This window comes from Flavihumibacter sp. UBA7668, from assembly GCF_002483205.1.
GTDB lineage: Bacteria > Bacteroidota > Bacteroidia > Chitinophagales > Chitinophagaceae > Flavihumibacter.
Genome location: NZ_DLHM01000007.1, coordinates 368,942 through 381,312, shown reverse-complemented (window position 1 = coordinate 381,312; position 12,371 = coordinate 368,942). Strand labels below are relative to the sequence as shown.

Genomic DNA, 12,371 nt, shown 5'->3' with positions numbered 1-12,371 from the left:
GGAATGAATGAATTAGATTGACCAGGGTCCGCGCATAGGCGGATTGAGTAAACGGTTCGCTCCCTCATCATTGAGAAAAACCTGTTGAAGAGGATCGAACGATAAGGATCTTCCAAGTTGCAAGGCTATTTTCCCCATATTAATTATCGTACAGGAGCGATGACCATTTTCTTCGTTAAGGGCAAATTTTTTGCGGTCTTTTACAGCTTCCACAAAATCTGTGATAACTGGTGAAGGATCTGGGAATTCTGCCAGTTTGCGTTCAATATCCGGTATGGTACACTGAAATCCTTTGTAGAGTTTTCCTTTTGGACCTTCGATATAGGCGGCATCTGTCATAGAGCCATCGCCATCCAGTATAATCTGGCAACCATCTGCATAGGTATAGGTAATCTTATTCCATATTCCAACAGCGTCGTCGTGTTGTTGAGGGGCATCTACTGATACGTGAATGGGAGAGTCGTTGTCCTTTCCCAGGAAATATTGAATGGGATCGAGGTAGTGTTGACCCATATCACCCAGGCCGCCTCCATCATAATCCCAGTATCCGCGGAAAGTGGTATGAACACGATGTGAGCTATAAGGTTTAAATGGTGCGGGACCCAGCCACATTTCATAATCCAGTTCCTGTGGAACCGGTTCAACCGGCAGATCGGTTTTCCCAACCCAGTAAAATTTCCAGTCGAATCCGGTATGGCGACTGACGGTTACTTTGAGGGGCCATCCGAGGAGTCCGGAGTCCACCAGTTTTTTGATTGGTTTTACGGTGGTATTCATTCCGTAGAAATTGTCGCTGAACCGGAACCAGGTATTGAGTCGGAAAATCCGGCCGTGTTGTTGCACGGCTTCCACCACCCGTTTTCCTTCACCGATGGTGCGGGTCATTGGCTTTTCACACCAAATATCTTTTCCGGCCTTGGCTGCATCGGCTGCCATGATACCATGCCAGTGCGGCGGCGTGGCGATATGTACAATATCTACTTCCGGCAGGTTGATGAGTTCGCGGTAATCACGAAAGGTTTTAACACCGTTTCCGCCTCCCAGTGCTTGCAGTGCAAGCTGGATATGGCGGGTATCTACATCGCAAACGGCGACGGTGCGGGTTCCGGCATATTCAAAATGACCACGCCCCATGGCGCCTACTCCGATAACCCCTTTGGTGAGGGTGTCACTTGGTGCTAAATATCCGCGTCCTAATACATGACGGGGAACGATTGTAAAAGCGGCAATGGTTCCGACTGCGTTTCGCAGGAAACGTCGCCGTGAGTTTCTCTGTTGGCTTGACATAATTCAGGAATGATTTTGCGTGCTTAAGTTACGGCTTTTAGACGTCAGACAGGTGTTAGAACAGCGTTCTAACACCTGTCTGACGTCTAAAAGGATAAAATTGAGGTAAACGACAGGCAGGAATGGAAATAGATTTGGTATTATTTAATCGATTGCAGATGCGTAAAAATGTACAGTTGTTATGGTTGATGGCAGCGCAGGTTTTGGTTGTCATGGCTGCTCAGGCCCAACCAGGAAAACAACATAACCTGAAATTTGATTCTCTTAATCGGAGGTGGGATGAAGCGATTCCTTTGGGAAATGGTCTGATTGGGGCCTTAATCTGGCAGAAAGAGGATCGCTTGCGCATTTCACTGGACCGGGCCGATCTCTGGGATCAGCGACCGATGAAAGGGTTGCATCGCAAAGAGTTCAGCTACCAATGGGTTTTTGAGCAGGTAGTGCAACAGGATTATGCGCCTGTGCAGAAATATTTTGATCACCCGTATGACCGGGAGCCGGCACCCACCAAAATTCCAGGTGGAGCATTGGAATTTAGTACTACTGCACTCGGTGTTTCAAATTCGGCAGAGTTGGATATAGTGCGAGCGGAATCCACTATTAAATGGGCATCCGGTGCGAAGTTGAGGAGTTTTGTGCATGCCAGATTACCGGTTGGTTATTTCCAATTTGAACATGTTGGACCAGATTTTGAACCTGAATTAGTGGCTCCCCGCTACCAGGGAGCAGTTTCGAATGCAGGCGACCCTGTAGGAGGGGATGATTTAGCGCGCCTGGGTTATCCGCAGGGTGTTGTGTCAAAAAAACAAAACAGTGTCCTGTACGAGCAGGAAGGCTGGGGTGGATTTCGCTATCGAATTTATGTGACTTGGAAGCGGAAGGGAAGACGGGGAATGGAAGGGGTGTGGGCAATTGAGACGGTTCATCCCGACAGTAAACAGAAAGGCTATCGAAGCGAACCGGAGAAGGGATCAACCCCGTTCCAATTGGCTGATTCTTTATTAAAAGCTGGTTATGTAAAGGCCCTGGAAACTCATCTGAACTGGTGGAAAAATTTCTGGTCCAGGTCCATGCTTCGGGTACCCGACACAGTTATAGAGAAACAATGGTATTTGGAACAGTACAAATTCGGATCCGCAGCCCGCGAAAACGCACCACCAATTTCTTTGCAGGCGGTATGGACGGCAGACAATGGAAGGATTCCACCATGGAAAGGTGATTATCACCATGATCTGAATACGCAATTAAGTTATTGGCCATCTTACACAGCGAATCACCTGGATGAAGCAATGGGTTACCTCAATCATCTGGATGAAAACAAAACAAATTTTCAACGCTATACCAAACTGTACTTTGGGGTGGATGGATTGGCGGTTCCCGGTGTAACAACACTGGATGGAACTGAAATGGGAGGATGGATTCAATATAGTTTATCCCCTACTGTTAGTGCATGGCTGGCCCATCATTATTATCTGCAGTGGGAATATGGAAGGGATATTGAATTTCTTCGTTCCCGTGCTTATCCATGGCTTAGGGATGTTGCCCGATTTATCGAAGCGATTACGGTAATCAATGAAAAAGGAGAGCGTCATCTGCCCATCAGTTCAAGTCCGGAGATCAATGATAATGCTCTTTCCGCCTGGTTCCGGCAAACCAGCAATTATGATCTGGCATTAATGAAGTTTGCCATAAAAACTGCTGCTGGCATGGCGGGTGAACTACAAAAAATTGAATCCGGATCGGCTGAATATGGGGCAGCAGCAGAGCATTGGGATTCCATTGGGCGAAGTTTCCCTGATTATGCAGTCACTACTGAAAAGGGGCTGCAGTTTTCCCGGACATTACCCTATACTAAAAGCCATCGTCATTTTTCTCACTTGTTGGCGATTCATCCGCTGGGATTGATAAAATGGGAGGATGGAACTGCAGCACAGCAGCTGATCCGCCAGACGATTGCAGATCTGGATCGGGTTGGACCTGATCAGTGGTGTGGATACTCCTATTCATGGCTGGCAAATTTGAAGGCCTGGGCAAAGGATGGGAAGGGGGCTGCGGATGCGTTAAAAACGTTTGCTACCGCTTTTTGTTCGATCAATAGCTTTCATGTGAATGGGGATCAAAGCGGGAAGGGGTATTCGAGTTTTACGTATCGTCCGTTTACACTGGAAGGAAATTTCGCTTATGCAGCCGGGTTACAGGATATGTTATTGCAAAGTCAGGCCGGTTTTATTGAGCTTTTTCCTGCAGTTCCGGAGGAGTGGTTAACCTGCAGTTTCAGCGGTTTTCGGGCTCGGGGAGCGTTTTTGGTAGATGCCGAACGATCCGGCGGCAAGCTGGTAAGACTTATCGTAAGGGCGGAAAAAGATGGAGAGGCAAGAGTAAAACTAGGTGCCGGTAACTGGAAAATCAAACAACAGAAATCCTGTGATGCCGACCTGTCGGATGCCGGCTGGTTAACCCTGCGTTCAAAAGCCGGTGGCAGGGTGGAGTTAACCCTTTAAGTGTCAGACAGGTGTTAGAACAGTGTTCAAACAAACTGTGGTTATGCTTACACTTTTATTGTTAACGGACTGGTTCCAGTTTACAGTAAAATCTCAATTTGGTACTGATTTTTTCATGGTGTACTTTTTGCCAAAATGATAAATACAGATCGACTCAAACTACTTCCGCTTCAGATAAAGGATGCCCCATTCATACTGGAGTTGCTTAATACACCCGGATGGTTAAAATATATCGGTGACAGGAATGTCTATTCTTTGGAAGAAGCTAAAGATTATCTGATAAATGGGCCGTTAAAAAGCTATGAAATAAATGGGTACGGACTTTATCGGGTTGAATTACCAGATGATACCATAATTGGATTATGTGGTATAATTAATCGGGAAACTCTACCATTTCCGGATATTGGGTTTGCTTTATTACCCGCCTTCGAAGGCAAAGGATATATTTCTGAAGCTGCTCTTGCAACAAAACAATACGCAACAAGCCAGCTTGGTATAAAACAGTTATGCGGTATTACAACCAATGATAATTTAGCATCCATCCGGGTGCTTGAAAAAATTGGGATGAAGTACATTAAAAAAATACAATTACCCGGAGGAGATGACTTGTTGAATTTTTATCAGACTGATTGATGTTCCGATAATTTCGTTCTTTTAACTTTCTGTCGACTTCAATAAATAGGTCATCACTTTTACTTCACTAAAAAGTACGGAATATGCAGTGCGATCCTGCAGGAATCTATCCGGTTGTTGCCATAGCTTCACAAACGCAGTTCGCACTGCAATTTTAGCTCTGGTTTCATCTCTTAATACAAGAAATGCATAGATGAGCAGATTTTCATTGTGTTCTTCATAAAGTTCCAAATAACTGGAAAAATCTTTTCTTATAAGTAATTCTGTCTGGTTGCCTGTTGCCTGATTCATGTTTGGTGCTCTTACCGAAATAAGACGGTAATTGATGTAGATTCGTTTTACCATCGAATAAAATAATCCTTGATTCCACCAGGACGAATTTTCGGCATTGCACGTTTTAAGAAAACCATTTTTTTCTTTTTCTGAATAGCAGCACCTTTGCACCCGTTTCAGTAAATGGCTCTAAATCCTATCGTAAATTCTTGCTGTTAAATCCTGCCTGGGTTGTTGAAGACCAGATCCCTAAATAAATAATTTCAATTCCCTGGATGGAAAGAAACCAACGTAATAAACTTAACTTTACCGATCTGGCTAAGGCGGCTGCCGGTGGTGATGAAGAAGCTTTCAAGCAATTATATGAAGCCATATCCGGAAAAATGTATAGTATCTGTTTGCGATATGCCGGAAACAAAACCGATGCCAATGACTGGTACCAGGATGGGTTTATCAAATTGATCAATAATTTATCCTATTTCAGAGGTGATGGATCCTTCGAGGGTTGGGCAAGAAAGGTATTTATTGGCATATGTATCGACAATATCAAGAAAAAAATCATTCCAGTAATTCCAATTGAAGCCGACCTGAATGTAGCCATCAGTGATTCAATTTATGATAAACTTTCACTGGATGATTTGTTTAAAGTGATTCAACAATTGCCTGATTTTGCGAGAACGATCATTAACTTATCGTTGGTAGAAGGGTATAGCCACAAGGAGATAGCAGAAATACTTTCAATTACCGAAGAGGGCAGCAGATCGCAATTGTTCAGAGCCAGACAATTAATGAAAAAAACCATTCAATTTCAAAATGGGACCAAGTGACCAACGGTTTTATCAGTTAAGGGAGTTTTGGCTGGAAGCTCCAACCGACCTGTCGGATCGGATTTTGAATGAATTCAATATAAAACACAGCATGGGATCTTATGATGACAAAGAAACCTTCGAGTTTTCCCGGTTAATTGATATTGAAATTCTTCCACCGGATTATGTTACAAACAACATTCAAAATAAATTTGCAGTTTCAGCTTCATCGGGACGGATAAAAAAGAACTTAGCACGGGTGCTGCTGGTTTCTTCTCTGTCAGCTGCGTTGTTTATATTTTTTATTACCGAAAGAAAGCCGATATCAAAAGATTCCAAGCAATACACAGCAACTCCAATTATTTCCTCTGTAAACGAATTCACAGATTCTGTTCAGACACTGGATTCCGTTAAAAAGCCTATAAACAGAAAGCATTCAGTTGGACCCATAAAAAACATTACAATCAATTCTATTCCGGCTACCCTGTTTGAATCAGATATTTTATACAGCTATGTAATGTATAAGTTGAGTGAACAGAATCCGGTTGATGATAGTGCAGCTGATTTTATTTCTATCGATGAATTCTCCATCATTCGAATAAGTCCATATACCGCAAGACTGATCCGTTTGAGTATGCAACAGAATCGTCAGGGTGAATTGAAACGAAGAGCCAAACGGATTCTTCGAAAATTGGAAGGGCTTCGCGAAAAAGAGCGTGAACAATTTTCAGACTTACGAATTTCCAATCCATTAAACCCGGTTGATCTGGCATCCTTTATTGATGGAGACAAAAAATAAATACGGATTATGTTAACGATATTGAAGGTGCTGCTACTATTTATGGGACAGGTTGATATGCTCCCGTCCTGCGACACCTGCAGTTCACTGGTAATTTCATATGAGGTACAGATTCAGTCCAAAAAAAGGAATAAGTCAACTGCAGAATTATTTAATGGCTCATCTAAAGTTGTTTTTATTAATAGTGATACAATAAGGGTACGTCAGGTTAGTTTGTTGCGCACGGAATCGGCCTGGTTTTATAAGAGGAATGGAAATTATTCAGGCATCATTATTAAAGAGTCTTCAAAAGATCAGAATTCTTATTCTATTTCGCTGGCCGAGTGGCGAAAATCCTTCAGTTCCTGGGAAGGTGCGGATTTTCAGAAAGAAGCCCAAACACAGACGATTGCGGGATATAAGTGCAAACGAGCTGTGTTGGTAGGAGAAAATAATCAGCGAATGGTGGTTTATTATACCAATCAGCTAGGGCATGATGCTTACAAAATAGCAGAGCCCATGTTTTCGGCGGTGCCTGGAGTTGTTCTGAAATACGAATTTCGGTCGCGTGAGTCAGTCATTACATATACTGCAAACCGAATACGTGTCAGATAGGTGTTAGGATAGTGTTCTAACACCTGTCTGACACCTAACAGGTGAGAAATGTTATTTTTCAGGAAGCAGAAACCTCGATTAAATGTTACCTTTCATCTTTAACTGCGATTAACCGAACAACTGCCACATGAACCCCTACGAGTCCCATACCGATCAAACGGTATTGCTTGCAATGCAGGAGGGAGAGCAAGTGGCATTCGCTGAGCTTTATAACAGATACCATCAACAGGCTTATGGATATGTATTTTCTCAGGTAAAAATTCCAACAATAACAGAGGATATTTTACATGACGTATTCATGAAACTTTGGGAAGATCGAAGCAAAATTTCCATTCAACATCAATTTAAGTCCTATCTCCTCCGGTCCTGTCATAATAAAGTGATCGATTTTTATCGCCAGCTAGCAAAAGATCGAAAATTACAGGAAAACCTGCTGTATCAGTATGAACAGGAACTTGAACACTCTCCCAATTCAAAACAGGAGCTACAAAAACTGGACGCCCTGGCGGAAGAAGCGCTCAGTACCTTATCCCCACAAAGAAGAAAAGTGTTTGAACTATGCCGACGACAGGGAAAAACTTATAATCAGGTTGCCGAAGAGCTGGGTATTTCACCTCAAACTGTAAAGGAACATATGGCCAATGCCCTGTCATCTCTTCGCGGATTCCTGCATAAACGAACCGATCTGGTCACATTGCTGCTGCTTTTAAAAAAATATTTCGATTAAGCACCCCCCGAATTTGAATTTTCCCGTCCTACTATGGTAGCCTTCTGATTGCTGCCATTGCCTATGCCTTCAACACCTGCTAAATATGCTCCTTATAGCGATTGGCTGATCCAATTCATTGAGAATGAATTGCCATCCTACCAATTACCCCTGCTTATCCAGTGGATCAAAGAAAACCAGCCAGCATTCGAAGAGTTATTGCAAACTCCGGAAATCCAGAAGGTCATCGACAAACAAACTGATAAGCAGACTGTATCCCAAAAACTCAGTCAACACATGATAAGCCGTCTGTTAACTGATATCAAATCAAATTCAGAACAACCCCGTAAAATCTGGAAAAATCAATGGCTGAAAATTGCAGCTTCTGTCGTTTTGGTTATTGGTGTAGGCAGTACTGTCTGGTTACTGCCAAAAAAATCCGATAAGATAGTTGCTCAAACCGCTGAACCAGTTTCTGATATCAAACCCGGAAGTAATATGGCGTACCTGCAATTGGGTAATGGTCAAACCATTCTGCTCGACTCAGCGGTAAATGGTCAGCTTGCCAGACAGGGGAATACAGCTATCATCAAAAAGAATGACCATGTTATCTATTCACCTCTCAATGCAGGTTCGGATGAACTAACAGGTATAAATACCCTAAGTACGCCACATGGTGGTCAGTATAAACTTCAATTGCCCGATGGAAGTCTTGTTTGGCTCAATGCTGCCAGTTCCATCAGCTTTCCCGCCGCTTTTCATAAAGATCACCGAAAGGTTAGTATTACCGGTGAAGTGTATTTTGAAATAAAAAAAGATCAAACAAAACCATTTATCGTAGATATCGCCAATGGAGCTTCGGTGGAAGTGCTGGGTACAAGTTTTAATATCCAATCCTACAATAATGAAAAGACCATTCAGACAACTCTTCTTGAAGGCTCAGTTAAAATAAGGAAATACCAGCTACAGGCTATGCTTCAACCGGGTCAACAAGCTCAAATCAGTAAGGGAGAAACAACGCCAATTAAAATCAAAAAAGACGTGGATACCGAACAGGTCATGGCCTGGAAAAACGGATTTTTTTCATTTGCCAATTCAGATTTAGAATCGATTATGAGACAAATAGCCCGGTGGTATGATGTAGAAATCGTTTATAAAGGAACCATTCCAAAACGAAGTTTCGGTGGGGAAATATCCCGAAATACAAATCTGTCACAAGTATTAAAAATATTGGAGGAATCCAGCATAAATTTTACAATCGACAAAAAAACCATTATTGTACAGCCGTAAAATAACCTGGTTTGGCTAACCAGCTGATGGGTAACTAAAAAAAACCGCTCTGAGGTGAGAGTCAGAGCGGCGGTAAGTTGGGTTACCCATGACTTCAATTTTTCTCGGAACTGAAATTGTTTAACCCAAAACTCAAGTAAAAGTATGCAAACTTGTCTGTTTTCCCGTCGATTTGGAGGACGGGAAAAATTAATCAAAACGCTGGTTATTATGAAGCTGACTACCCTCCTGCTATTGGCTGCCTGTCTGCAGGTTTCAGCCAACGGGTATGCTCAAAAAGTTACGCTGAATGAAAAAGATGTGCCTATCACCAGGATCTTTAAAACGATCAAAAAACAGACGGGCTATGTTTTTTTCTTCGACGAAAATTGGATCAAACAGGCTGGTTCTGTTTCGGTTCAGGTAACAAATGCCACTTTGGAAACAGCATTGGATCTCTGTTTCATAAATAAACCCCTGACCTATTCCATAGTCGGAAAAACCATTGTAATCAAACTTAAGGAGCTTCCTAATGAGACAATTAGGATCAATGAAGAATTGCCAGCTCCTCCAATTCCAATCAATGGAACCATTTTGGATGAAAATAATAAAGGACTGGCGGGTGTTTCGGTTTCTGTAAAAGGAACTGAAATTGGTACAACTACCAATGAAAATGGACAGTTCTCCCTTCAGTTGCCAGATAAAGGAGGTGTGCTGATCATAAGTTATGTTGGATACGAAACAATTGAAACACCCATTCGCACAGGGGGAAGTTTCAATTTTACTATAAAACCCAAACTTAACAGTATAGAAGAAGTGTATGTGGTGGGATATGGTACCCAAAAGAAAAAAGCCCTCACTACAGCCGTATCTCAGGTTTCCAATGAAGAAATTATACAATCTCAATCATTTTCTGTTTCCAACTCACTGGCCGGTCGAGTACCTGGTTTGATTGTAAACCAACGAAGTTCAAGACCCGGTTCCGACGAAGCTTCCGTTTTTATAAGAGGAATCAGTACAATCGGCAATACTGCGGCACTAATTGTGGTGGATGGGGTTGCTAATCGCGATGGCATATCAAGGCTCGATCCTAACGAAATTGAAACAATTACTGTTCTCAAAGATGCATCTGCGGCTATTTATGGGGCGCAATCTGCCAATGGTGTAATCCTGATAACAACCAAAAGAGGTAGTAAAGGCAAACCATTGGTCAGGTATTCCCTCAATCATGGTTTCGCTAGTCCAACCCGCTTCCTTGACTTATCCGATGCTGCTACTTATGTAAAAGGGTTAAATGATCTTGATCTTCAGAATGGACGCACTCCAACCTATTCACCCGACCAGGTTCAAGCGTATGAAAACGGAACATTGCCCAGTACCGACTGGTTAAAAGCAGTTTATAAAAACAAATTCTCACAAAATCGCCAAAGCCTCAATGTAAGCGGCGGTAATGATGCTGTGCGTTATTTCCTTTCTGTAGGATTAGGTTCGCAGGGGACTATTCTGAAAAACGACGATAAATCAAAGTATCAGCAGTATAATTTTCGTTCCAATATTGATGCTACCATCTCTCCCAACTTTACAGTTGGTTTTGATTTGGCCGGAAGACGCGAACAACGCAATTTTCCGGGTATTGGAGAAAGCGATATTTTCGGTCAGGCTGTTCTTGGAAGTCCATTGTTGCCTGCAACAATATTCGGCGATTATCCGGCACCCGGACGTGGCAATAACAACCCACTAGCCATGATGCAATCCGCTTCCTATAATCGGACTGAAAATAATGTGATAGCCGCAACACTGAAAGCTGCGTATAAAATTCCCGGTGTACCCGGTTTGTCATTGGATGGATTCGCTGCATTTGATTATTTCCAAAGCTTCAACAAGGTATGGCAACAACCCTGGACCTATTATGTGGAAGAAAACGGTGCTCCTGTTCCGCGTGTACGTCCAAATGGACCTTCCTTATCCAGTAATAATACAAGAAACCAATCTGTGACACTGAATGGAAAGATCAACTACATTCGCAGTTTTGGTAAACACCATGTAGATGCATTTGTTTCCTATGAACAGAACCAAACCAAATCCGATTATCTGGGTGCCTCCAGAGTTGGTTTTGTTTCTCCAGTTATCGATCAACTTTTTGCCGGTTCGCCCATCAAAGATAACCAGAGCAACGATGGCAGCGCAACCCAGGGAGCCCGCCAGAATTATCTTGGGCGTGTTTCTTATTCCTACGATAATAAATACCTGGCACAACTCTATATGGGCATTAACGGATCTCAGATATTTCCGCCGGGTAAGCGTTTTGGCCAATTCCCGGGAGGTTCCGTTGGCTGGGTCATTTCCCGCGAAAAATTCATGCAGGAAATCAGAGCGATTAATCACCTTAAACTACGTGCTTCCTATGGTATACTGGGTAATGACCGGGTGGCTCAGTACCAATACCTGAATCTGTTTGGATTTGGTTCCGGATATGTATTTGGCGGACAGGATGTAACTTCCCTTAATCCCAGAGTGGCAGCTAACCCCAATATAACCTGGGAGAAAAAAAGAAGTACGGATATTGGTATTGATCTTGGCCTTTTTAATAATAAACTTTCTTTCACCATTGATTATTTCAGAAGTCGAACAACAGATATTCTTGCACGTAGAAATGCCTCTATTCCAACATACACCGGCCTTCAGGTACCAAATGAAAATATTGGTATTGTTGACAATGCCGGATTTGACGGACAGGTTTCCTATTCCAATAGAATTGGTGAATTAAAATGGACGATCGGTGGAAACTTCACATTTGCAAAAAATAAAATCGTTTTCTATGATGAAGTTCCACCTGCGGAAGATTATCAGGGTATGACAGGCAGACCAATTGGAACACAACTACTTTACAAGGTAATTGGTGTATACAGGAATGCTGAAGACCTGACTAAATTTCCAGGACTTGATGGCAAACGAATCGGAGATCTGATTTATGAGGATGTCAATAAAGATGGAAGATTAAACAGCGATGACCGCTTTCCGCTCGAACGTAATGCTACGCCACAAATTCAATATGGTTTTAACCTGGGAGCGGAATGGAAAGGATTTGATTTTAGTGCCCAATTCATGGGACAGGCCAGAGCTGTTCAATTCTTTAATTACATTTTTGGCCCGGATAATAATGCACCGGCCTATTATCTTAAAAACGCCTGGACGCCTGAAAATACGGAGGCAGATCTTCCCCGTATAGGACGGTCCAATTCCGGAAACGATTTGTTTGTAAGAGATGTTTCTTTTCTGCGACTCAAAACTATCGAGCTTGGATATTCCATTCCAAAATCAATGTTGAACAGAGTTGGTTTCGAATCAGCACGGGTATTTGTCAATGGGTACAATTTGCTCACTTTCGACAAATTGAAAAAAGATGGTTTGGGTGATCCTGAAAGTGTAAACCAGTTTGGATGGCAGTTCCCGCAAACAAAGATTCTCAGCTTTGGTCTGCTTCTTAGTTTTTAACCTAATCA

10 protein-coding genes are annotated in these 12,371 nt (G+C 42.6%); 8 read left to right on the top strand and 2 right to left on the bottom strand.

What is annotated here, in order from left to right:
* Nucleotides 1-12: 12 nt before the first annotated feature.
* On the bottom strand, nt 13-1,287 hold the full coding sequence (locus tag B2746_RS19175) for a Gfo/Idh/MocA family oxidoreductase (RefSeq protein ID WP_290797641.1): 1,275 nt from the start codon (nt 1,285-1,287) through the stop codon (nt 13-15).
* A 122-nt stretch (nt 1,288-1,409) separates the two neighbouring features.
* Between B2746_RS19175 and B2746_RS19170 the strand changes: the two genes are divergently transcribed.
* Nucleotides 1,410-3,788, top strand: coding sequence for a glycosyl hydrolase family 95 catalytic domain-containing protein (locus B2746_RS19170; protein WP_290797636.1), 2,379 nt, complete (start codon nt 1,410-1,412; stop codon nt 3,786-3,788).
* Nucleotides 3,789-3,923: 135 nt separating this feature from the next.
* Nucleotides 3,924-4,421: a GNAT family N-acetyltransferase gene (locus B2746_RS19165; protein WP_290797633.1), complete on the top strand. Its 498-nt coding sequence runs from the start codon at nt 3,924-3,926 to the stop codon at nt 4,419-4,421.
* 21 nt (nt 4,422-4,442) lie between these two features.
* Here B2746_RS19165 and B2746_RS19160 read toward each other — a convergent pair whose 3' ends face one another.
* Nucleotides 4,443-4,766, bottom strand: coding sequence for a hypothetical protein (locus tag B2746_RS19160; RefSeq protein WP_290797632.1), 324 nt, complete (start codon nt 4,764-4,766; stop codon nt 4,443-4,445).
* A gap of 203 nt (nt 4,767-4,969) precedes the next feature.
* On the opposite strand from B2746_RS19160, the gene B2746_RS19155 reads away from it, so the two are divergent.
* The 6 genes from B2746_RS19155 to B2746_RS19130 all read left to right on the top strand — a co-directional run bounded on the left by B2746_RS19155 (nt 4,970) and on the right by B2746_RS19130 (nt 12,363).
* Nucleotides 4,970-5,521 carry an RNA polymerase sigma factor gene (locus tag B2746_RS19155; RefSeq protein ID WP_290797629.1) on the top strand — a complete coding sequence of 184 codons (552 nt, stop codon included), beginning with the start codon at nt 4,970-4,972 and terminating at the stop codon, nt 5,519-5,521.
* Nucleotides 5,508-6,299, top strand: coding sequence for a hypothetical protein (locus B2746_RS19150; protein ID WP_290797626.1), 792 nt, complete (start codon nt 5,508-5,510; stop codon nt 6,297-6,299). Before B2746_RS19155 ends, B2746_RS19150 begins: the two co-directional genes overlap by 14 nt.
* 9 nt (nt 6,300-6,308) lie before the next feature.
* A complete protein-coding gene (locus tag B2746_RS19145; protein WP_290797623.1) occupies nt 6,309-6,893 on the top strand; it encodes a hypothetical protein in 585 nt (194 codons plus the stop codon).
* A 127-nt stretch (nt 6,894-7,020) separates the two neighbouring features.
* Nucleotides 7,021-7,620, top strand: a complete 600-nt coding sequence (locus tag B2746_RS19140) for an RNA polymerase sigma factor (RefSeq protein ID WP_290797619.1) — start codon at nt 7,021-7,023, stop codon at nt 7,618-7,620.
* Nucleotides 7,621-7,683: 63 nt separating this feature from the next.
* Nucleotides 7,684-8,889 (top strand): FecR family protein, encoded by a 1,206-nt coding sequence (locus B2746_RS19135; RefSeq protein WP_290797614.1) that lies wholly within the window; start codon nt 7,684-7,686, stop codon nt 8,887-8,889.
* A gap of 144 nt (nt 8,890-9,033) precedes the next feature.
* Nucleotides 9,034-12,363: a TonB-dependent receptor gene (locus B2746_RS19130; RefSeq protein WP_290797611.1), complete on the top strand. Its 3,330-nt coding sequence runs from the start codon at nt 9,034-9,036 to the stop codon at nt 12,361-12,363.
* Nucleotides 12,364-12,371 lie beyond the last annotated feature (8 nt).